Raw genomic sequence first — 20,661 nt, 5'->3', positions numbered from 1 at the left:
CCGGCGGTGTTCCGCGTCACGCGGGCTGTTCGTCCACAGCGGAATCCTCGGCCGGCTCCGCGGCGGCCTCGACCTTCGCGAACATCCGCGTCGCCGAGAGCCGGGCGACGCCGTCCGGCTCGCCGAGGTCCTCCAGGGAGTTGCGGATGGTCGAGTCCACCGACAGGTACTTGCGCCCGGCGCGCAGATCGGCGTCGTTGCGCAGGCGGACGATCAGCGGGAACTCCGCGAGCGCGCCGGCGTCGAACAGGCCCGTCGTGTAGATCAGCTGCACGCCCAGCGCCTCCGCGACGGCACGCTGCAGCTCCAGGAGGTAACCCGCCGACGCGCGGCCGATCGGGTTGTCCAGGAACAGCACGCCGGAGTGGCGGTTGCGGGCCTTGCCGCGGTTGTTCGCGCGCAGCGCCGCGAGCGTGCAGTACAGGATGATCGCGGCGGTCAGCTGCTGGCCGCCGGAGAACACGTCGCGGATCTCGGACACGCGCTGGCGTTCGGTGCGCAGCACGGAGTCGGGCTTGAGCATGTCGACGCGGAACCCCTTGGGCGCGGCCACCTGCACGCCGCGCAGCACCAGGGAAAGGCCGTCGCGCTTCACGTCGCGGCCGTCGGCCGTCTTGCCCACCGCGGCCTCGTCCACGACCTCGCCGAGCTTCTCGGCCAGCACGTTGTCCTCGAGCTCGGTGAAGCGGATGCGCAGGAACTCCTGGCCCGACCAGTCGCCGAGGCCGTCGGGCAGCCGTGACACGCGCTGGGCCGAGCGCAGGGTGCGCAGCGCGCCGTCGACCATGCCCTGCAGGCGCGTGATGATGCCGCCGCGGTGCCGGTCGATCTGGGCGAGGTCGTCGGTCAGCGTGCGCAGCCGCGGCCGCAGCGCCTCGGCCCACTCGGCCGCGTGGCCGGGCAGCTGGTCGCGTTTCACCGCGATCACCTGCTGGCGCACGGGCGTGCTCAGCTTCTCGAACCGCTTCTCCGTGGCGTACTGCGCCAGCTGGTCGGCCGCCGCACGCACCCGGCGGTCGCCCGCGTCGGCGGCTTCCTGCGCGGTCGTCAGCACGGTGTTGAGCTGAGAATGCTTGCTGCGGGCCGATTCCACGTCACCGTCGTAGGCCTCGGCCGGGTCCTCCGGCAGCAGGTGCGCGAGCGATTCGCCGAGCAGCCCGAAGCCGGAGGCCGACGCCTTCGCCGCGTCCAGCGTCGCCTCCGCCGCCGCGCGCCGCTCCTGCAGTTCTTCCCACGTGCGGGCCGCCGCCGAGACCTCCAGCGAAGCGGCGTCGATCAGCTCCAGGCCGTGCTCGATGTCGCGCGGCCGCTCGGCGGGCGAGGCCGCGCCCGTCTGCAGCGGCAGCACGTCCAGCTCCGCCCGCCGCGTGGACACCTGCCCGATCGCCTCGGTGCGGTCCTCCTCCACGGCGTCGACGACGCGGCGCGCGCGGGCCAACGCGGCCGCGCGAGCCGAAGCGTCGGAGCCGTCCGGCGTCTCCAGCAGCTCCGCCGCCCGCGTGCGCACGGCTTCGTCCAGCGCCTCGAGCGCCGAGCCCGCCGCGGCTTCCGCCGACTCGGCCTGTTCCAGCTCTGCGCGCAGGTCGCTGCCGACTTCCACCTTCGCGTAGGCCTCCGAGGCCGACGCGAAGGTCCGCCGCAACGCGTCCACGGGTTCGGCCGGCGCCTCGGCGTCCTCGGTCACCTCCGCCGCGCCCGGGACCTCGGCCAGCTCGGAGCGTGCGGTGGTCGCCGTGCGGCGGTGCCCGTCGGCGGTCCGCTGCTCCTCCCCCGCCTGCTCGCGCAGCCGCGCCGCGCGAGCCGCCGCGTCGGCCGCCGTGGTCCCCGCGCGCTCGGCGATCTCCGTGGCCCGCTCCACTTCTTCGGTCCACTCGGCGACCCGCGTGGCCCGGGTCGTGAGCTCGCCCAGCTTGCGCGCCTTCTCCTCGGCCTCCGTCACGGCCACGCGCAGCGCCGGCACGCGCTCGCGCAGCGTCGCGGCCTTTTCGCTCAGCCGCGTGAACTCCGCCTCCGCCTGCCGCAGCGCCGTCTGCGCGGTTTCCCTTGCCACACGGGCACTTTCGGCCTGCTCCGCGAGCGTGGCGATCGCGCCGGCCGGGTAGTCCTCGCGCCAGGTCGTGAGCTTCCACGTGAGCGCGCCGTCGGTGGCGAGCGCACCGGCCAGCTGTTCCAGCCGCCGCTGGCGTTCGGCGTGCCGCAGCGCCACGGCCTCGCGTTCGGTGTCGGCCGCTTCCTCGTCGTACATCGCCGGGTTCGGCGGCACGAGGAACTCCACGCCCGCCGCGGCCTCGCCGTCGTCGCGCTGGAACGCCTCGGTGGTGCCCACCGCGATCACCGCGCTGGGCAGCAACCGCCCGGCCGCCAGCACCTCACGCGCCCGCGGCACCTGCGCGGCGTCGTTCAGCAGCACGCCCGCGACGAGCTGCGGCAGGCGCTCCAGCACGTCGGCGCGGCGGCCGGCGTCCAGTTTGGACAGGTAACGCCAGCCGGACCACGCCGTGATCCCGGCTTCCTCCAAGGCGTCCAGGGCCGCCTGAACGTCGTGCGGCGGCGGGAGCAGGCCGCCGGAGCCGAGCGCCGCCAACGCGCGCTCGTCGGCCGACTCCTCCATCCGCAGCGCCGTCTGCTCCTTCTCGACGGCCGCGCTCGCCTCTCGAAGGCGTTGCAGCAGCACGGGAAGGTCGCTTTCGAGGCGCACGTCGTCGGCGCCGAGCAGCTCGACGAGCCGGGGTTCCACCGCGAGCGCGTCCGTCCGCCGGTGCGCCCGGTCGAGGTCTTCCGCAGCGCGCACCAGACGGTCCTGAGTGGACCCGGCGAGCTGGTTGGCCTCGTTCACGGCCCGTTGCGCCGCCTGCAGATCCTCGGCCGCGCGGTCGAGCTCCTGCTCACGGCGGCCCAGCTCCGCGGCCGACTCGTCGGCGTGAGCTCGGGCCGCGCGCGAAGCCTCCGCGACGTCCGCGCCGGCCGTCAACAGTCCACTTCGGACGGACGTCGAGATTTCCTCACGCAGCTCCGCGATCCGCGACGACAGCCCCCGCGCCTCGGCCCGGCGAGACGCCGCCAGGTTCGCGGCCTCGTCCCGATCGGCCTGCGCCTTCTCCGCCTCCGCGCGCAACGCGTCCGCGTGAGCCTCGGCCTTGTCCGCCTGCCGTTGCGCGTCGCGGGCCAGCGCCGTGAGACCACGCGCCAGCGCCGACGCGGCGGAGTTGCGAGCCGCCAGCGCGGGCTTCGCCTTCTCCTCGCGGTTGCCGACGAGCTCACGCAGGTCCTTCGCCTTGCGGGAGGCGTTCAGCTGGTTCAGGACGGTCGCGGTCTCGCGCCACGCCTCGGCCGCCGTCTTCGCGTCGGCCAGCTCGGCGTCCACGCGCTGGCGCGCTTCCTGCGCCTCCTCCAGCCGCAGCACGGCGACGAGCCGGCGCAGCTCCGTGACCCCCGCGGCGAGCCGGCGGTGGTCACCCTCGGCCAGCTTCTCCGCCGACTTCACCTCGTCGACGTGTTCTTCGAGCCCCGAAAGCCGCGCGTTCTCCAGCTCGTTGCGCGCGTGGATGCGGCCGGCGAGCTCACGCAGATCCGCGCGGGCCGACTCGGCGATCCGGCGCGACGCGGCGGCCACGCCCTCCTCGTCGGCGAGCGGGCCGAGCAGTTCGAGGGCGCCCTCCACGAAGTCCTTCTCCGCCAGCAGGTCGCCGCGCTGCGCGAGGTTGTGCGCATACGTCGACACGACCTCGGCGAGGTCCTTCGGCTCGTCCTCCGACAGCACGGCGCGCAGCAGGAACTCCACGAACGCCTCGTCGGTGGAGAACTGGAACGCGTCGGCCGCCTCGCCCTCGCCCGCGTTCATCGCGCGCTGGTAGCGGAACAGCTCCGTGTCGAGGCCGAGCGAGTCGAGCCGGCCGGTCCACTCGTGGTGGCGGCGCGTCCACGACAGCTCCAGCTCCGGCTCGGCCATCGCGGCCGCGGCGATCCGGTCGTGGAAGCCGGACATCGTGAGCAGCCGGCCGTCCTCGGTCAGCGGCAGCGAGTCGAGGCCCAGCTCCTGCGTGGGACGGAAGCAGTACCAGGAGTCCACGAGGTTCTCCGAGTCCGCCGACGTCACGTGCCCGCGCCACTCCGAGACCTTGCCGGTGATCACGCGGTGCCCGGTCTCCACGTGCAGCCACTCCAGGGCCACGTGCGAGACGTCCTTGGCCGCCACGAACTTCTCCAGCACCTTCGTGCTCGTGGTCCCGACCACCTGGCGGCGGCCGGGCAGCATCACCGAGAAGATCAGCTTGATCAGCACCGACTTGCCGCCGCCGTTCTCCAGGAACAGCACGCTCGCGGGCGAAGGCCGGCGCACCGGTCCCCCGGCGTGGATGCCGGCGCTGAACAACGCGTCCTGCTTCGGCGCGGTGATGGTGGCGCCGACGCCGCTGAAGTCCAGCACCACGTCCTGGTAGCGGGCGCCCGCGGGGCCCACCGAGTGCAGGCGGACCCGCGAAAGCTCGTACATCGAATCCCCTCTACTGCAACGTGTCCGAAGAGGCCGCGCGCAGCGTTCCCCCCGCGCTCGCGACCGCGACGACGTCGAGCGCGAGCAGGTCGTCGAACGCCGCGTCGGCGGCCAGCTCGCGCACCTGGATCTGGTACCGCGGCGTGGTGCGGTAGGTGCCGCCCTGCTCGTCGCTCACCGGCACCAGGAAGCCCTGGTCGGCCAGGAACCGCAGGGCGCGCGCGACCATGCCCCGGGTGGTGTCGGCGGCCATGCGGCCGTCCTTCGTGGCCGCCGCGGCCGGGCGCCGGGCGTAGGCGCGCCACGCCTGCTCCAGCTCCGGCGCGTCGGCCAGCGGGTCGTTGTTGGCCTCGGCCTGCTGCGCGCGCTCGTCGAGCATGCGCGCGGCCTCGCGGACCATCGCGTCGACCTGCTCCACGCTCACGCGGCCGATGTAGGTGTCGTTGGCGAGGTCGTCGGGCCGCGGGTAGGCCAGCGCGGCGGCGGCGAGGTGGATGAGGCCGTGGATGACCTTCTCCGTCTCGCGGCGTTCGCGGATCTTGGCCTGGCGCGCGTAGCTGTCCATTTTGATCTCGAAGATCGACTCGTCCACGGCGGCCAGCACCGCGCCCGCCTGCTGGTTGACCTCCAGCACCATCAGCCCCAGGCCCGACGCGACGGCGTGGGTCAGGGCCTTGAACGCGTTGTCCTCGGCGTAGCGGCGCACCAGCTCGCCGTAGACGACGTCGCGGGCGGGCAGCTGCTTCGGGCGCATGCCGAACGCGACGAGGCGCGCGGCGGCCTCGGCGTCGACGCTCGTGTGGGTCACGGGCATCAGGCGACCTCCTCGCTCTCTTCGGCAGGTTCTTCGGCGCGCTCGACCTCGGCGGTGGACAGCAGCAGGTCGGCACCGCCGAACTCGGGGTCGTCCAGCAGCGTGCCGTCGTCGACGGCCAGCAGCACGTGGCGTTCCCCCTGGCGGCGCGCGGCGCCGATCTCGGGACTGTAGGCGTGCAGGGCGCGCAGCGCGACCAGGGTGGCCAGACCGGGTTGCTTCGTGCGGCGCGCGTCCTCCAGCAGACCCGACAGGCGGCGCGGCACGTCGGGCAGGTCGAGCAGGTCGTCGGCGAGGCGCCACACGTCGTCGCCGAAGCGGTCGGTGTCCTCGGCCGGCATCAGCTCGGGCTCGGGGATCTCGCCGACGAGCTGGTCGCGTTCCGGCGCGGGCCGCAGCAGCAGCGAGACGAGCGAGGACAACGCGGGCACCACCGGCGGCGTGATGCCGGCGACCGCGTGGAAGAAGTGCTCGGCGGGCGCGACGGCGTCGGCCAGTGGCAGGCCGAGCGTCGGGACGAGCAGCTGGCCGAACAGGTCGATCGTCGCGCGCTGCGGCGGACCCGAGAACTGCTGGCGGTCCTGCTCGGCGCGGAACACGGCGCCGGCGGCGGCCAGGCGCGACTGCAGCCGCGTGTGGCGGCGGATGCAGTCGGCGACGATGTCGACGAGCTCGGCCGCGCGCCGCTTGTGGTCGGGCTCTTCGGATTCATCTCGTGCGGTGGTGATGTTCTTGAGGATCGCGTTCTCCGCGCGGAAGCGGGATTCGATGTGCCCGAGCGCCGAGTCGATCAGGTCCGGCACCTCGAGCTCCCAGTCGACGGCGCGCACGTCGCGGCGCGTGGCGTCGAGCTTGGCGCGCAGGGTCTCGCCGTACTGCACGGTGCGGTAGCGCGCCTGCTCGGCCGCGAGCTTCGCGTCGGCGAGCCGGCCGCGGTTGATCAGGTTCTCGAGCTTCACCTCGGCCGCGATCTGGGCCGACTCGACGTCGGTGTCCAGCGCTCCGACGAGCACGTTGATGGCCTCGTCGGTGGCGCGCAGGTAGACCTCGCCGTCGGGCGCGGCCAGCTCGACGAGCAGCTTGAAGTCGAACTGGCGGCGCTGGTAGCCGCCGGGGCCCATCGAGCCGTAGACGCGCCGGAAGCCGCGGTCGGTGGTGCCGACGTTGATGAGGTTGTCCAGCACCCACTTCGCGACGCGCACGTGCTCCTCGGGCGTGCGCGAAGGCGCCTGCTGCGCGATGAACGGCAGCAAGCGGTCGATGACCCGGTCGTGGCCCGCGCCGGTGTCGAAGTCCATCGCGATGGTGACCTGGTCGATCGTGTGCAGCGCGATCTCGGCCATCTGGTAGATCGTCGCGTCGGCCCAGTCGAGCTTGGCCTTGCGCGCGTCGAGGTCGTGCAGCGGCGCGGTGCACGCGAGCGCCTTCAGCCGGCGGGTCAGCCCCTCGTCGGCCAGGCCCGCGAACCCCATGTCGTCGTCTCGCACAGCAGGCCAGGCTAGTCGGCCTGCTCAGGCGCCCGCACACGCGGACGGCTAGCGTGACCCACATGCGTGAGATGAGCAGGGCCGAGTGGTGGGCGTTCGCGACCGAGGGCACGCGGACGGGGATGCTGGGGATCGTGCGCGCCAACGGTGCCCCGATCGTCACGCCGATCTGGTTTCTGCTGAACGAGGGCCCCGACGGTGACGAAATCGTGTTCACCACGGGCACGGACACGCTGAAGGGCAAGGCACTGCGGCGCGACCCGCGGCTGTCGCTGGCGGTCGACGACCAGAAGCCGCCGTATTCCTACGTGCAGTTCACCGCCGAGGCGACGCTGCACCACGACCTCGACGAGATGCTCGACTGGGCGACCCGGCTCGGCGGCCGTTACATGGGCGCGGACCAGGCCGAGGCGTACGGCAAGCGCAACGCCGTGCCGGAGGAATCGCTCGTTCGGGCGAAGATCACGAAGGTGATCGCGCGGGCGGACATCGCGGGCTGAACGAGTCCGCGCCGCGCGGCGAGCCGAATGTCGTCCTGGTGCCGGACGTGACCCGGGAGTCGGTCGCGCGCCGGTGGTCGGCTCGCACGCCCCGGTGACCTGGACTGGTTGCTGTGGTTCGACCCCGGTGTGCGCCGGCCGAGCCACACTGCGCCGGCCGGACGTGGATCGGCGAGCGAGCGGGCGGTGGCGGAACCGGGCCGTCGCGGAGATTCGCCTGGCTGCTCGGCTGATCCCGGCGCTGGGGAGCTGCCGCGGTTGACGGACGGTGATCGAGCGGTCCGGTATTGACACCACCCCGTCCGGGATGGTGTCATTTCCGTAATAGATAGGAAAGTTTCCTAACTATCAACCTCGATCAGTCCACGACCCCGCCCCCGGCACCTCTCCGCTCCGCCCTCCCGGCCGCACTGCCGCCGCCGGATCCCCTGTCCCGCAGGGGTTCCCCCCGGCGCGACGGCCTTCGGCGGCGCGTGCTCGTGCCGGAACCCAGGACTGCGCCCGGGGGTGACCGGAGCGGCGCCGGTCACCCCCGGGCGCACACCAGCGCCGTCGCCTTCCCGGCGGCGCGCACCCCGGACCGCGGCCGGGACGACCGGAGCGGCGCCGGTCGTCCCGGCCGCGCCGGCGTTTCGAGCACGTATGTCCACAGCGGACACTTCACCAGCCGAAGAGCACCGCCATCATGCGCGCGCAGCGGTCGGTCATCGCCACGGCGGTCTCGGCCGGGCGGTCGATCCACCAGCTGATGAGCGAGTCCACGACACCGGTCCAGACGTGGGCGAGGGCCTCCACGTCCAGCGCGTCCGACAGCCCGTGCGAGCCCAGCAGCTGGCCGGCACCGACGAGGGCGAACGCGTCGAGCCGTTCACGATAGTCGCCGGCCGCGGCGGCGATGTCGCCCGCCGCGGGGACCGTCGGGTCGCGCAGGAGCTTCCAGGCGTAGCGGTCGTGGTCGAAGGTCGCGAAGATCGCCGCCAGGACCGCGAGCGGCATGCGCTCCGGGTCGCCGCCGGCCGCCATGGTCTCGGCCACGCCCTCCGTCAGCCGGTCGCCCGCGCGGTGCAGGCACGCGAGGTACAGCCCTTCCTTCGAACCGAAGTACTGGTACAGCAAGGGTTTCGTGACGCCCACGCGGCGCGCGATCTCCACCATCGACGCGCCCGCGTACCCCGCCCGGCCGAACTCTTCGGTGCCCGCCGCGAGGATCTGCGACTCGCGCTCGCCGCGCGGCACGCCCTTCGTCCCGACGGCCCTTGACCCTGTCACGGCGTTGAGCCTACCGTAAGTGACCCTTGGGTAAGTTACCTCGGAGTTAGTTCCGCGGGAGGAGACGACGTGGCCGACTTCCTGGCGCACCTGCGTGACCCGGTGCTCTACGCGATCCCGGTGTTCCTGCTGTTCGTGGCCGTCGAGATCGTGGCCGTGCACGTGCTCGGCCACGACGACGACGTGGTCGGCTACAGCCCGGCCGACACCCGGACGAGCATGCTGATGGGCACTGTCGCGCTCGGCGTGAACGCGCTGTTCCGGCTCGTGATGCTCGTGGTCTTCGCCGTGTTCTTCGAGCTGGCGCCGGTGAAGTTCGACCCACGCGACTGGTGGACGTGGGTGCTCATGCTGCTGGGCCAGGAGCTCGTGTTCTACGCCTACCACCGCGCGAGCCACCGCGTGCGGCTGCTGTGGGCCGGGCACCAGGTGCACCACTCCAGCGAGCACTACAACTTCTCGACGGCGCTGCGGCAGAAGTGGACCCCGTACTTCCAGCTGCCGTTCTGGTCCGTGCTCGCGCTGTGCGGGATCCCGCCGTGGATGATCCTCACCGGCCTGTCGATCGACCTCGTGTACCAGTTCTTCGTGCACACGGAGAAGGTGCGGAAGCTGCCGCGCTGGTTCGAGTACGTCTTCAACACCCCCTCGCACCACCGCGTCCACCACGGCAGCGACGCCGAGTACCTCGACGCGAACTACGGCGGCATCCTGATCGTCTGGGATCGGCTGTTCCGCAGCTTCGTCCCCGAGGGCAAGCGGCCGACCTACGGGCTGACCACCAACATCGGGACCTACAACCTGCTGAAGGTCGGCTTCCACGAGTACGGCTCGATCCTGCGGGACCTTCGCGGTGCGGCTTCGTGGCGGGACCGGGTGGGGTATGTGTTCGGCCCGCCGGGCTGGTCACCCGAGCAACTTCGCGACGAGCCGCGCAAGCCCCAGGGCACCCGCCGCGTCGTCGGCCCGGCGGGCAATGACGAACAGCGGACCGGTCCGGTCCAGGGCCACGCCGTCGCTGGTCAGTAGGTGATCGGCGACGAGCATCGCCAACCGGCCGTTGCCGTCGGCAAACGGGTGGAAGAAGCACACGTCGAGGTACGCCCGCGCGACCCGGCCCGGCAGCGGAGTGTGGTCGTGGGCTTCGGCGAGACGGGCTTCGAACTCCGCGGGTGTGGTGGGCCCGTAGCGTTCCCGGCCGCCCTTGGCGAACGCCGCCGTGGTGCGGAACGCGGTCGGCTCGCCGAGCACGATTTCCTGCCAGGCAGCCAGAATCTCGACGGTGAGGCGCCGTCCGACGTCCGCCCGCGACCTCGCGAGCGCGGCTGCCAACCGCTCGGCGCGCTCCTCGCTCCGGCGACGAACGGTGGTGCCGACGAACTCGGCCACGCCGTCCCGGCCGCCGGTTTTCGGTGACGCGCCGGGAACCTCGGCCCACGGGACGTTCGCGCGGACGGTGAGCCAGGTCCGCAGATCGTCACGCACCGGGCTCGGCCGCGGCGATCCGCCGCGCGAGCGCGGCGACCTCGCTTTCGGCCGGCGCGCACCAGCTCTCGAACCGGCCGCCGAGGGCGTGCTCGACGAGCTGCGGGTCGGCGATCCCCTGGTCGGCCAGGAACCAGTCCAGGACCTGCGCGCAGTGCCGGTACCACGCGTCGCCGGCTTCGGTGCGGTCCACGACTTCCTCCACGAGCGCGGGCACCGCCCGTTCCCACGCGGCGAGCCGCTCTCCGGCGGGACCGGCCGGCAGCGCGTGCGTGGCGAACAGGTCGACGAGCCGTTCGAGCCAGTCGCGCCATTCCCTCAGCGCGGTGAGGGCGCGGGTGGCCGTCTCGGCCGGGGTGGTCACGGAATCCGTGACACAGCACCAAGAAGCCACCGGGCCGCCGCCGAAGTCGCTTTCGCCGCGGCCCCAGGCCCAGCCGCGCGTCCACGGGCCGATGCGGCGGTCGAGCGCGGCCAGGACGCCTTCGGTCCAGTCGTCGTCCCAGGGGACGGCGGCGATGACCGCGGCGGCCGCGGCGGCGTCGAAGGGGTGCGCTCGGGGGTCCACCTCGGCCCAGGTGAGGCCGGCGGGAAAGTAGTCGTACAGCGACATGAGGAGTCGAGCATCGCGCACGGTCGTGGTGTGCCGCAACCGAATTACGCAGGTCAAATCGGTTGCGCCGCATGGTGTTCTGGAAGGGTGACCGAACCGAACCGCCCGCATCGCTGGGATCTCGTGCGCCCCGACCAGCTCGGGAGTCTGCCCACCGGGGCGCCCGTGCTGTGGTTCCTGGACGAGCTCACGGCGTGTGCGGCGAAGGTGCTGGCGCGCAGTGAGGACGGGGACCTCTTCTTCGTCGGGCGGTCGGCCGACAGCGTGTACGACCTGTTGAGCGGGGCGCTCACCGACCGCAGCCGGCTGCGGTTGCTGCCGTTGTCATTGGGCATGGTCGGTGACACGGATCCGCTCGCGGGTGCGGAAGCGGCGCAGCTGCGGGCGAACCTCACCGACGCCGGGCTCTCCCCCGCCGCGCTCGCGGGTGGCGGGGCGCCGGTGGTGTTCACCGACCTGGTGCACTCGGGCAGCACGTTCCGGACGCTCGTGCACCTGCTGCGAACCTGGGCCGCGGATGAAGACGTCGCGTGGGTGGAAGTTCGGCGCAGGATGCGGTTCCTCAGCATCACGTGGCGTTACGACACGAGCCCCAAGACCTGGCGCTGGCACCAGCACGCGGACTGGACCGCCGAGCTGCCCGCGAGCGCCGTCCGCAACGTCTCCCTCGACGGCGACGTCTGGGCGTACTTCGGCAATACGCAACCGAAGCTCACGCGGTCGTTCTCGCGCGAGAAGTGGGGCGCCGAGGACGCCCGCGCGCCCCGCCACGACGACAAGACCCGCGAGGCCCTCGCCGAAGCACTGGCCGTCGTCGCGGCCGGTCGCACACCCGAAGTGCGCGACCGGCTGGTGCACGGCATCGTGAAGGAACCGGCGATCGCGCGGCCGTGGCTGCGCGCGCTCGTCACCGAGCTGAAACTGCCGGCCCCGAGAAGGCCTTAAGCCTCCTCGTCCTCCAGCATCTCCGGCGTCACCGCGGACTCCGTGTCCGGGATGTTCAGGTCCTTCGCCCGCTTGTCCGCCATCGCGAGCAGACGCCGGATGCGGCCGGCGACCGCGTCCTTCGTCATCTGCGGGTCGGACAGCTGGCCGAGCTCCTCCAGCGACGCCTGCCGGTTGGACAGCCGCAGCTTGCCGGCCGCCAGCAGGTGATCGGGCGCGGTGTCGCCGAGGATGTCGAGGGCCCGTTCGACCCGGGCGGCCGCCGCGACGGCCGCGCGGGCAGAGCGGCGGAGGTTGGCGTCGTCGAAGTTGGCGAGGCGGTTGGCGGTCGCGCGGACCTCGCGGCGCATCCGCCGTTCCTCCCACTGCAGCACGCTCGCGTGAGCGCCGAGGCGCGTCAGCAGCGCGCCGATGGCGTCGCCGTCGCGCACCACGACCCGGTCGGCGCCGCGGACCTCGCGCGACTTCGCCTGGATGCCCATGCGCCGGGCCGCGCCGACGAGAGCCAGCGCCGCTTCCGGGCCCGGGCACGTGACTTCCAACGACGACGAGCGGCCGGGTTCCGTCAGCGAACCGTGGGCCAGGAACGCACCGCGCCAGGCGGCTTCCGCGTCGGCGACGCCGCCGGACACCACGGCCGCGGGCAGGCCGCGCACCGGCCGCCCGCGCTGGTCGATCAGCCCGGTCTGGCGGGCGAGGCCTTCGCCGTCCTTCACCACGCGCACGACGTACCGCGTGCCCTTGCGCAGGCCGCCGCTGGCGGTGATCACGTGCACGTCGGACTGGTGGCCGTAGAGCTCGTGGATCTCCTTGCGCAGCCGCCGGGCCACGGAACCCGTGTCGAGCTCGGCCTCCACCACCACGCGGCCGGCCACGATGTGCAGCCCGCCGGCGAAGCGAAGCAGTGACGCGACCTCCGCCCGGCGTGGCCCGATCTTCGTGATCTCGAGCCTGCTCAGTTCGTCCTTCACCGCGGCGGTCATCGCCATGTACTGCCCCTCCTGCCTTCCGCTGCGCGCCCGCCGTCAGCCACGGTGCCCGCTGTGTCCCCCATCGAGGCCGAGAGCCTCTCGCATGCACCGGGCGAGCGCATCAGGATCATGCCGTCCCTCCACGACCGGGTCGGCCACCGCCCCCAAATGGGCGCGGCCACCCAGCCGCTGCGCCGCCCGGCGCAGACTTGCCGGGTCCGGCACGGAATCGCGGTCCGCGATCACGGCGTCGACCCGCAGCGCGGGGGCGTGCTCGAAGAGTACGTCCAGATGCCGCTCCGGGGAGAACCCGGCAGTTTCCCCCGGCTGGGGGACAAGGTTGAGGACCACCACCTTGGTGGCCTTCGTGCGCACGAGCGCGTCGTACAGATCCGGCACGAGCACGTGGGGCAGCACGCTGGTGAACCACGAGCCCGGCCCCAGGAACACCACGTCGGCGCCGAGCACGGCGTCGATGGCCTCCGGACAGCCCTGTGGCGGCCGCGCCTGACGTCCGACCGGGTGCAGGCTGATGCGGTGCACCTGGCCCGGGGTGCTCGCCACGGCGACCTGGCCGCGGATCCGGCGGACGGCGCCCGGGTCCTCGCTGTCGAGGCCGCTCACCTCGGCCTCGATCTCCAGCGGCTCCGGGGACATCGGCAGCACCCGTCCGGAAATCCCCGTCAGGCGGCTCGCCTCGTCGAGCGCCGCCACGGGATCACCGAGCACCTCGAACAGGCCGGCCAGCAGCAGGTTGCCCACCGCGTGGCCGGCCAGCGCGCCGTCGCCCCCGAAGCGGTGCTGGAAGACCTCGGCCCAGAGCGTGCCGCCGTCTTCGGCCGCGAACGCCGCGAAGGCCTGTCGCAGGTCGCCCGGCGGCAGGAGACCCAGCTCGCGCCGCAGCCGCCCGGACGAGCCACCGTCGTCGGCGACGGTGACCACCGCCGTGACCTCCCGGGTGACCCGCCGCAACGCGGTGAGCGTCGCGTGCAGGCCGTGTCCACCGCCGAGCGCGACCGCGCGCACGTCACTCACGGCCAAGGTCGCGGTGCACCACCTTCACGGCCATTCCGTCCTCCTTGGACAGTCGGTGCGCGAGCTCTTCCGAGATCGCGACGCTGCGGTGCTTCCCGCCCGTGCAGCCGACGGCGAGGGTGAGGTACCGCTTGCCCTCGCGCTTGTAGCCGGCGCCGATGAGCCGCAGCAGCTGGTGGTAGCGGTCGAGGAATTCCTCCGCGCCTTCCTGCGACAGCACGTAGTTGCGGACCTCGCCGTCGAGGCCGGTGTGCTCACGCAGCTCCGGGATCCAGAACGGGTTCGGCAGGAACCGCACGTCCATCACCAGGTCGGAGTCCATCGGCAGGCCGTACTTGTAGCCGAACGACAGCACGGTCACCCGCGTCTGCGTGCTCGCCTCGGAGCCGAAGGCGTCCTCGATCTTCGCCCGCAGGTCGTGCACCGACAGCGCCGACGTGTCGAGCACCAGGTCGGCTTCCTCGCGCAGCGGCGCGAGCAGCTTGCGTTCGGCGGTGATGCCGTCGGCGAGCCGCCCGTCGCCCTGCATCGGGTGGCCGCGGCGGACGGCCTCGAAGCGGCGCACCAGCACCGCGTCGGTGGCCTCCAGGAACAGCACGCGCGGCTTGTACCCGCGCGCGTCGAGGTCCTTGATCACCGAGGCCAGGTCGTCGGTGAACGCGCGCGAACGCACGTCCATCACCACGGCCACCTTGGTGATCGCGCCGCGCGCCTGCGCGCCCAGCTCGACCATGGTGGCGATGAGCTCCGGCGGCAGGTTGTCCACGACGAACCAGCCCAGGTCCTCCAGGCACTTCGCCGCGGTGGAGCGGCCCGCTCCCGAGAGGCCGCTGACGACGGCGACCTCCATCCCGGTTCCCCGGTTGTCCTCTTGCGCACTCACGATGGTTCCTTCCCCGATCACGACCCCTTGTCCCCTCCCGAGCCGGCACCGGTCTCCCCGGCCAGTGCCGCCACCACGGCCTCCGCGGTGCGCCTGCCGAAGCCGGGCACCGCCTCGATCTCCTCGACCCTGGCTTGCTTGAGCTTCTTCACCGAGCCGAAGTGCTTGATCAGCGCGGTGCGCCGAGCCTGCCCCAGCCCGGGCACACTGTCCAATTCGGACGCCGACAGCCGCTTGGACCGCTTCTCGCGGTGGTAGCGGATGGCGAAGCGGTGGGCCTCGTCGCGCAGGCGCTGCAACAGGTACAGCGCTTCGGACGTGCGCGGCAGGATCACCGGGTCGGGGTCGGCGGGCAGCCAGACCTCCTCCAGCCGCTTCGCGAGCCCCACCACCGCGATGTCGGTGATCCCCAGCTCCGCCAGCACGTCGGCCGCCGCCGTGGCCTGCGGGCCGGCGCCGTCGACCACGAGCAGGTTGGGCGGGTAGGCGAACTTGCGCGGCCGGCCCGTCTCCGGGTCGATGCCCGGGCGGGCGGGTTCGATCGCCTCGCCGTTCGGTTCGCCGCCATCGCCGTCACCGCTGACGGTTTCGGCCGGGCCGTCCTCGGCGGTTTCCTTGAGGTAGCGGTGGAACCGGCGGCGCACGACCTCCGCGATCGACGCGACGTCGCCCTCTTCCGCCGCCTCGCGCAAGGCGAACCGGCGGTACTCGGACTTGCGCGCGAGCCCGTCTTCGAAGACCACGAGCGACGCGACCACGTCGCTGCCCTGGATGTGGCTGATGTCGATGCACTCGATGCGCAGCGGCGCGCTGTCGAGCGCGAGGAAGTCCTGCAGTTCCTGCAACGCCGCCGACCGCGCGGTGAGGTCGCCGGCGCGGCGCAGCTTGTGCTGGGTGAACGCTTCGGCCGCGTTGCGCTCCACCGTCTCGGCGAGCGCCTTCTTGTCGCCGCGCTGGGCCACGCGCACCCGCACCCGCGAGCCGCGCATCCCCGAGAGCCACTCCCCCAGCGCTTCCGCGTCCGCAGGCAGTTCGGGCACGAGCACCTCGCGCGGCACGACCGGGCCGCTGTCGACGCCGTCGCGCGCCGCGCGGTCGGACTCCTCGCCGTAGAACTGCGTGATGAACTGGTCGACGAGGTCCGGCACGGCCATTTCCTCGGCCTTGTCGATGACCCAGCCGCGCTGCCCGCGCACGCGCCCGCCGCGCACGTGGAAGACCTGCACGGCGGCTTCCAGCTCGTCGTGGGCGAAGGCGACGACGTCGGCGTCGGTCCCGTCGCCGAACACCACCGCCTGCTTCTCCATCGCGCGGCGAAGCGCGCCCAGGTCGTCTCGCAGCCGCGCCGCGCGTTCGAACTCCAGCTCCTCCGACGCCGCGGACATCTCCTGTTCGAGGCGCCGGATCATCGCGTCGGTGCGGCCGGCGAGGAAGTCGCAGAAGTCCTCGACGATCCCGCGGTGCTCGTCGGCGCTGACCCGCCCGACGCACGGCGCCGAGCACTTGTCGATGTAGCCGAGCAGGCACGGCCGCCCGATCTGGCCGTGGCGGCGGAACACTCCGGCGGAGCACGTGCGCGCCGGGAAGACGCGCAGCAGCAGGTCGAGCGTCTCGCGGATCGCCCACGCGTGGGAGTACGGCCCGAAGTAGCGCACGCCCTTCTTGCGCGCCCCGCGGTAGACGTGCAGGCGCGGGAACTCCTCGTTCAACGTCACCGCGAGCACCGGGTAGCTCTTGTCGTCGCGGTAGCGGACGTTGAACCGCGGGTCGAACTCCTTGATCCAGTTGTACTCGAGCTGCAGCGCCTCGACCTCGGTGGTGACCACGGTCCACTCGACGCTCGCGGCCGTGGTGACCATCTGGCGCGTGCGCGGGTGCAGGCCCATGAGGTCGGCGAAGTAGGAGTTCAGCCTGCTGCGCAGGCTCTTGGCCTTGCCGACGTAGATGACCCGCTTGGCGGCGTCGCGGAACTTGTACACGCCAGGGGCGTCCGGGATGCTCCCCGGCGAGGGACGGTAGGTGGTCGGGTCAGCCACGTCCCAAGCCTATGGCGCGGCCCCGACAAGTTTGCGAGGCCCCGGTGCACAGGGGACGTCGAGTGCCCGGCCAGTGCCCCGAACCCGACGGAAGTCGGGTGATCCGGGCAGAAGCGACGTTCGTCGGTTCCCGGCCGGGTGACGCGCTGATTACCGTCCGTTCCAGCCGAAACCCGGCTCTTCCGGTCCCCACCGAGAGGAACATCCCGTGAGCAGAACCCGAATCGCCGGCGCCGTCACCGCCGTCGCGGTCGCGTGCACCCTGGCCGGCGGTACCGCTGCCACCGCGCAGACGAACATCGTGGGCGGCAGCACCGCGCCCGCCGTCAGCTGGGGCGCCCAGGTCTACGTCAATACCCCGGGCCGCGACTTCCAGGGCTTCAACTGCTCGGGCACGGTCGTCGCGTCGCGCTGGGTGATGACGGCCGTGCACTGCCTCGACGAAGACGGCAGCGGCATGTACGTGCGCGTGGGCACCAACACGCTCTTCGGCGGCACCAAGATCGCCGTCGACCGCGAGGAGGAGTCACCCAACGGCGACATCGCCCTCCTGCACCTCGCCCAGGCCACCTCCGCCACGCCGATCACCCTCGGCAGCGCCGACCCGGCCACCGGCAGCACCAACCAGCTCTACGGCTGGGGCCGCACGACCCCGACCGGCCCGCCGGCGTCCGCGCTTAAGGTGACGAACGTGCAGGTCACCGGCCGCTCCACCGACGCGTTCGGCGGCCGCGCGATCCAGAGCGTCGGGATCAACGGCTCGGCCTGGAAGGGCGACTCGGGCGGGCCCGAGGTCTCCAACGGCGTGCAGGTCGGCGTCGCGTCGACCGTGCAGAACCAGAGCGGCACGAACACCCGCGGCACCAACAACTACGCGAGCGTCGCCACCAGCCGCTCGTGGATCCGCAGCACCGCGGGCGTCTGATCCGCGCCGGCCCCACCGAGCCGGGGGTGCGTGGCCGGGTGCCCCGGGCCACGCACCCCTATCCTGGCGGTCGTGAGGATCGCGACCTGGAACGTCAACTCGATCGTGCCGCGGCTGCCGCGCGTGCTCGACTGGCTCGAGCACTCGGCACCCGACGTGCTGTGCCTGCAGGAGCTGAAGAACACCACCGCAGCGTTCCCGGCCAACGAGGTGAAGGCGCTCGGCTACGACGTCGCCGCCTACGGCCTCGGCCGGTGGAACGGGGTCGCGATCGTCTCGCGGGTGGGTCTCGACGACGTGGTCCGCGGCCTCACGGGTGAACCGCAGTTCGAGGGCGCCACGGATGCGCGCGCCGTCGGCGCCACCTGCGGCGGTGCGCGGGTGTGGTCGGTGTACGTACCCAACGGCCGGGAGCCCGACAACCCGCACTACGCGTACAAACTCGAATGGCTCGAAGCCTTGCGGACGACCGCCGCGGCCGAGCTGGCAGGGCTTTCCGGGACACCGTTCGCCGTGCTCGGCGACTTCAACGTCGCCCCTACCGACGCCGACGTGTGGGACCGCTCGCTGTTCGACGGTTCCACCCACGTCACCGAACCCGAGCGCGCGGCGCTGGCCCGCCTGCGCGGCCTCGGGCTGGCCGACGTGTTCCCGCGCCCGCTGAAGTACGACGACCCTTTCACGTACTGGGACTACCGCGCCGGGAACTTCCCCAACAACCGCGGCATGCGCATCGACCTCGTGTACGGCAACGAGCCGTTCGCCAAGGCCGTGCGCGATTCCTATGTGGACCGTGAGGCCCGCAAGGGCAAGGGCCCGTCGGACCACGCGCCGATCGTCGTCGACCTGGAGCTGTGACGCACCAACCGTAAAGCCGCCCGGACCACGGTCGTCCGGGCGGCTTTCTCGTTTTGAAGATCAGGAAGCCGTGGCTGCCTTGTGCAGCTTGCGCAGCGCGCGCACCGCGGCGACCGCGCGGTCGCGGTCCACGGCCTGCACGGCCATCACGGAGAAGTACTCGTCCTCGGGCAGCTCCAGCCGGGCCCACGAAGCGCCGTCGGGAAAGCTGACCGACAGCACGTCGCTCCACAGGAACCGGCGGGTCGTGATCACGTTGCGGACCTCGATGCCGGTCGCGTCCGCGCGCACACGGGCGTTGGCGAACAGCATCGTGCCGAGCGCGAGCAGCACGCCGATGCCGATCATCGCGACCTGGTCCGACTTCTCGAACACGACACCGGTGTGGGAGTTGCGCAGCAGGATCGCCACGACGATGAACACGGCGAGCAGCAGCACGGCCAGCACGCTGCACATCACCAGAGCCCGCCGGGGGCGGATCACCAGGGTGGTCTCCTGCTGCTCGCTCACGGCCGGGCTCACACGAATCCCCGCTCGGTCCACGGCTGACGCAGGCCGCGCAGCACGTGGGCGGTGTCGAGCGCCGCGACCGTGGCCTCGTAGCCCTTGTCTTCCTTCGAACCCGGCAGGCCGGAACGATCGAGCGCCTGCTGCTCGTCGTTGACCGTCAGCACGCCGTTGCCGACGGGCGTGCTCTCGTCGAGCGCCACGCGCGTGAGGCCGGCCGTGACCGAGTCGCACACGTAGTCGAAGTGCGGGGTCTCGCCGCGGATGACCACGCCGAGCGCCACGACCGCGTCGTGGTGGCGGGCCAGGGCCTGCGCGACCACCGGCAGCTCGACGGCGCCGGCGACGTGCACGACGGTCGGCTCCTCTTCGAGCTCGGCCGCCTTCGCCGCGGCCAGGGCCCGCTCCAGGAGCGTGTCGGTGATGTTCGCGTTCCACCGCGTCGCCACGATGCCGAGCTTCAGCGCCTTGCAGTCACTCAGGTCGAGCTCGAACTCGGGCCGTCCCTCACCGCTCATCGGGTGCTGTCCCCTTCTCCGCCTGGTCGGCGGCACCCACCTGTTCGTAGTGCTCCAGCTGCGCGAGGTCGTGGCCCATGCGGTCGCGCTTGGTGCGCAGGTACCGCAGGTTCTCGGGATTGGGCGAGATGGGCAGCGGCACGCGGCCGGTGACCCGCAGGCCGTACCCCTCGAGACCGACGCGCTTGGCTGGGTTGTTCGTGAGCAGCCGCATCGACCGCACGCCGAGGTCGCACAGGATCTGCGCGCCGGTACCATAGTCGCGGGCGTCGGCCGGGACGCCGAGCGCGAGGTTGGCGTCGACGGTGTCCGCGCCGGCGTCCTGCAGCTGGTAGGCCTGCAGCTTGTGCAGCAGCCCGATGCCGCGGCCCTCGTGGCCGCGGATGTAGAGGACGACACCGCGGCCCTCGTCGGCCACGGCCTGCAGCGCGGCTTCGAGCTGGGGGCCGCAGTCGCAGCGCAGGGAGCCGAAGACGTCGCCGGTCAGGCACTCCGAGTGCACCCGCACCAGGATGTCCTCACCGTCGCCGATCTCGCCGTACACGAACGCGATGTGCTCAATGCCGTCCAGCAGACTGTCATACCCCACCGCGCGGAACGTGCCCGCCGCCAGCGGGATCCGGGCCTCGGCGACCCGCTCCACCTGCTTCTCGGTACGGCGGCGGTAGGCGATCAGGTCGGCGATCGTGATCACGCGCAGGTCGTGATCGGCGGCGAACACCTCCAGCTCGTCACGCCGCGCCATGTCGCCCTCGTCCTTCTGCGACACGATCTCACACAGCACACCGGCGGGGTTGAGCCCGGCCATGCGGGCCAGGTCCACCGCGGCTTCGGTGTGCCCGGGACGCCGCAGCACACCACCCTCCTTCGCCCGCAGCGGCACCACATGGCCGGGGCGGCGGAAGTCCTTGGCCGAGGCGGCCGGATCGGCCAGCAACCGCATCGTGTGCGCCCGGTCGGCCGCGGAGATCCCGGTGGTGATGCCTTCGGCGGCGTCGACCGTGACGCTGTACGCAGTCCCGCGCACGTCCTGGTTCGTGTGATACATCGGCGGCAGATCCAGCCGATCAGCCTCAGCCTCGGTCAACGCGACACACACATACCCCGAGGTGTAACGGACCATGAACGCCAGCAGCTCGGGCGTCGCCTTCTCGGCCGCGAAAATGAGGTCACCCTCGTTCTCCCGGTCCTCGTCATCGACCACCACCACGGCCTTGCCCGCCGCGATGTCCGCGACCGCCGCCTCGATGGCGTCCGCGTCGAACACCGTGCCGGTACCGCAGGGCGTCCAGCCCGTCCGCGGCTCGGCCGCCTTAGTCTCGC

The 20,661-nt window shown here is 72.2% G+C and carries 17 protein-coding genes and 1 pseudogene; 5 read left to right on the top strand and 13 right to left on the bottom strand.

The features are described 5' to 3' along the window. Nucleotides 1–16: 16 nt before the first annotated feature. The 3 genes from ACQPXB_RS14840 to ACQPXB_RS14830 are packed head-to-tail and all read right to left on the bottom strand — an operon-like array spanning nt 17 to nt 6,778. The gene (locus tag ACQPXB_RS14840) at nt 17–4,492 is read right to left on the bottom strand and encodes a hypothetical protein (protein WP_432852297.1); all 4,476 of its coding nucleotides are present in this window, start codon (nt 4,490–4,492) and stop codon (nt 17–19) included. A gap of 10 nt (nt 4,493–4,502) precedes the next feature. Beyond that, on the bottom strand, nt 4,503–5,306 hold the full coding sequence (locus ACQPXB_RS14835) for a hypothetical protein (RefSeq protein ID WP_220238690.1): 804 nt from the start codon (nt 5,304–5,306) through the stop codon (nt 4,503–4,505). Beyond that, nucleotides 5,306–6,778 carry a hypothetical protein gene (locus ACQPXB_RS14830; RefSeq protein WP_366583339.1) on the bottom strand — a complete coding sequence of 491 codons (1,473 nt, stop codon included), beginning with the start codon at nt 6,776–6,778 and terminating at the stop codon, nt 5,306–5,308. Before ACQPXB_RS14830 ends, ACQPXB_RS14835 begins: the two co-directional genes overlap by 1 nt. Nucleotides 6,779–6,855: 77 nt before the next feature. Between ACQPXB_RS14830 and ACQPXB_RS14825 the strand changes: the two genes are divergently transcribed. Next, nucleotides 6,856–7,293: a PPOX class F420-dependent oxidoreductase gene (locus ACQPXB_RS14825; protein ID WP_366583276.1), complete on the top strand. Its 438-nt coding sequence runs from the start codon at nt 6,856–6,858 to the stop codon at nt 7,291–7,293. 660 nt (nt 7,294–7,953) lie between these two features. Here ACQPXB_RS14825 and ACQPXB_RS14820 read toward each other — a convergent pair. Beyond that, nucleotides 7,954–8,562, bottom strand: coding sequence for a TetR/AcrR family transcriptional regulator (locus tag ACQPXB_RS14820; RefSeq protein ID WP_432852292.1), 609 nt, complete (start codon nt 8,560–8,562; stop codon nt 7,954–7,956). A gap of 69 nt (nt 8,563–8,631) precedes the next feature. Between ACQPXB_RS14820 and ACQPXB_RS14815 the strand changes: the two genes are divergently transcribed. After that, nucleotides 8,632–9,591 (top strand): sterol desaturase family protein, encoded by a 960-nt coding sequence (locus ACQPXB_RS14815; RefSeq protein ID WP_366583274.1) that lies wholly within the window; start codon nt 8,632–8,634, stop codon nt 9,589–9,591. A gap of 54 nt (nt 9,592–9,645) precedes the next feature. On the opposite strand, the pseudogene ACQPXB_RS14810 reads toward ACQPXB_RS14815, so the two are convergent. After that, nucleotides 9,646–9,813 (bottom strand): annotated as a pseudogene (locus tag ACQPXB_RS14810) (hypothetical protein); the annotation flags it as partial. A gap of 226 nt (nt 9,814–10,039) precedes the next feature. Beyond that, nucleotides 10,040–10,681: a hypothetical protein gene (locus ACQPXB_RS14805; RefSeq protein ID WP_432852289.1), complete on the bottom strand. Its 642-nt coding sequence runs from the start codon at nt 10,679–10,681 to the stop codon at nt 10,040–10,042. Between the two features lie 66 nt (nt 10,682–10,747). Between ACQPXB_RS14805 and ACQPXB_RS14800 the strand changes: the two genes are divergently transcribed. After that, entirely contained in the window at nt 10,748–11,605 is an 858-nt protein-coding gene (locus ACQPXB_RS14800) for a hypothetical protein (RefSeq protein WP_432852286.1), read from the top strand. Here the strand turns inward: ACQPXB_RS14800 and whiA are convergent. Genes whiA through uvrC form a run of 4 tightly spaced genes read right to left on the bottom strand, consistent with a single transcriptional unit; the run spans nt 11,602 to nt 16,530 of the window. Further along, on the bottom strand, nt 11,602–12,594 hold the full coding sequence (gene whiA / locus ACQPXB_RS14795; RefSeq protein ID WP_285968830.1) for a DNA-binding protein WhiA: 993 nt from the start codon (nt 12,592–12,594) through the stop codon (nt 11,602–11,604). The two genes, ACQPXB_RS14800 and whiA, sit on opposite strands and share 4 nt — an antisense overlap. Nucleotides 12,595–12,630: 36 nt before the next feature. Continuing rightward, nucleotides 12,631–13,602 carry a gluconeogenesis factor YvcK family protein gene (locus tag ACQPXB_RS14790; RefSeq protein ID WP_432856629.1) on the bottom strand — a complete coding sequence of 324 codons (972 nt, stop codon included), beginning with the start codon at nt 13,600–13,602 and terminating at the stop codon, nt 12,631–12,633. 1 nt (nt 13,603) lies between these two features. Then, complete coding sequence (gene rapZ / locus ACQPXB_RS14785; protein ID WP_285974707.1) at nt 13,604–14,461, bottom strand: RNase adapter RapZ; 858 nt, start codon at nt 14,459–14,461, stop codon at nt 13,604–13,606. A gap of 50 nt (nt 14,462–14,511) precedes the next feature. Then, nucleotides 14,512–16,530 (bottom strand): excinuclease ABC subunit UvrC, encoded by a 2,019-nt coding sequence (gene uvrC, locus ACQPXB_RS14780; RefSeq protein ID WP_386951435.1) that lies wholly within the window; start codon nt 16,528–16,530, stop codon nt 14,512–14,514. A gap of 208 nt (nt 16,531–16,738) precedes the next feature. On the opposite strand from uvrC, the gene ACQPXB_RS14775 reads away from it, so the two are divergent. Together ACQPXB_RS14775 and ACQPXB_RS14770 are read left to right on the top strand one after the other, a co-directional pair. Further along, nucleotides 16,739–17,455, top strand: coding sequence for a S1 family peptidase (locus ACQPXB_RS14775; RefSeq protein ID WP_366583270.1), 717 nt, complete (start codon nt 16,739–16,741; stop codon nt 17,453–17,455). Nucleotides 17,456–17,527: 72 nt separating this feature from the next. Then, nucleotides 17,528–18,313 (top strand): exodeoxyribonuclease III, encoded by a 786-nt coding sequence (locus tag ACQPXB_RS14770; RefSeq protein WP_432852281.1) that lies wholly within the window; start codon nt 17,528–17,530, stop codon nt 18,311–18,313. 60 nt (nt 18,314–18,373) lie between these two features. Here the strand turns inward: ACQPXB_RS14770 and ACQPXB_RS14765 are convergent, their stop codons facing one another. From ACQPXB_RS14765 to ACQPXB_RS14755, 3 genes are all read right to left on the bottom strand, one after another. After that, nucleotides 18,374–18,769 carry a PH domain-containing protein gene (locus ACQPXB_RS14765; RefSeq protein WP_366583337.1) on the bottom strand — a complete coding sequence of 132 codons (396 nt, stop codon included), beginning with the start codon at nt 18,767–18,769 and terminating at the stop codon, nt 18,374–18,376. Nucleotides 18,770–18,831: 62 nt separating this feature from the next. Beyond that, nucleotides 18,832–19,338 carry a 6,7-dimethyl-8-ribityllumazine synthase gene (gene ribH, locus ACQPXB_RS14760; RefSeq protein WP_364047649.1) on the bottom strand — a complete coding sequence of 169 codons (507 nt, stop codon included), beginning with the start codon at nt 19,336–19,338 and terminating at the stop codon, nt 18,832–18,834. Next, nucleotides 19,328–20,605: a bifunctional 3,4-dihydroxy-2-butanone-4-phosphate synthase/GTP cyclohydrolase II gene (locus tag ACQPXB_RS14755; RefSeq protein ID WP_220247524.1), complete on the bottom strand. Its 1,278-nt coding sequence runs from the start codon at nt 20,603–20,605 to the stop codon at nt 19,328–19,330. Before ACQPXB_RS14755 ends, ribH begins: the two co-directional genes overlap by 11 nt. Nucleotides 20,606–20,661: the final 56 nt, after the last annotated feature.

The organism is Amycolatopsis sp. CA-161197 (genome assembly GCF_050942255.1).
GTDB lineage: Bacteria > Actinomycetota > Actinomycetes > Mycobacteriales > Pseudonocardiaceae > Amycolatopsis.
Note: the sequence above shows the minus strand (reverse complement) of the source record. Positions and strands in the feature narration are given on the sequence as shown.

Excerpts from the sequence above, each read along its gene's own strand:
- ACQPXB_RS14840 (WP_432852297.1), bottom strand. The coding sequence starts at position 4,492 with ATGTACGAGCTTTCGCGGGTCCGCCTGCACTCGGTGGGCCCCGCGGGC.
- ACQPXB_RS14835 (WP_220238690.1), bottom strand. The coding sequence starts at position 5,306 with ATGCCCGTGACCCACACGAGCGTCGACGCCGAGGCCGCCGCGCGCCTC.
- ACQPXB_RS14830 (WP_366583339.1), bottom strand. The coding sequence starts at position 6,778 with ATGGGGTTCGCGGGCCTGGCCGACGAGGGGCTGACCCGCCGGCTGAAG.
- ACQPXB_RS14825 (WP_366583276.1), top strand. The coding sequence starts at position 6,856 with ATGCGTGAGATGAGCAGGGCCGAGTGGTGGGCGTTCGCGACCGAGGGC.
- whiA (WP_285968830.1), bottom strand. The coding sequence starts at position 12,594 with ATGGCGATGACCGCCGCGGTGAAGGACGAACTGAGCAGGCTCGAGATC.
- rapZ (WP_285974707.1), bottom strand. The coding sequence starts at position 14,461 with ATGGAGGTCGCCGTCGTCAGCGGCCTCTCGGGAGCGGGCCGCTCCACC.
- ACQPXB_RS14765 (WP_366583337.1), bottom strand. The coding sequence starts at position 18,769 with ATGTGCAGCGTGCTGGCCGTGCTGCTGCTCGCCGTGTTCATCGTCGTG.
- ribH (WP_364047649.1), bottom strand. The coding sequence starts at position 19,338 with ATGAGCGGTGAGGGACGGCCCGAGTTCGAGCTCGACCTGAGTGACTGC.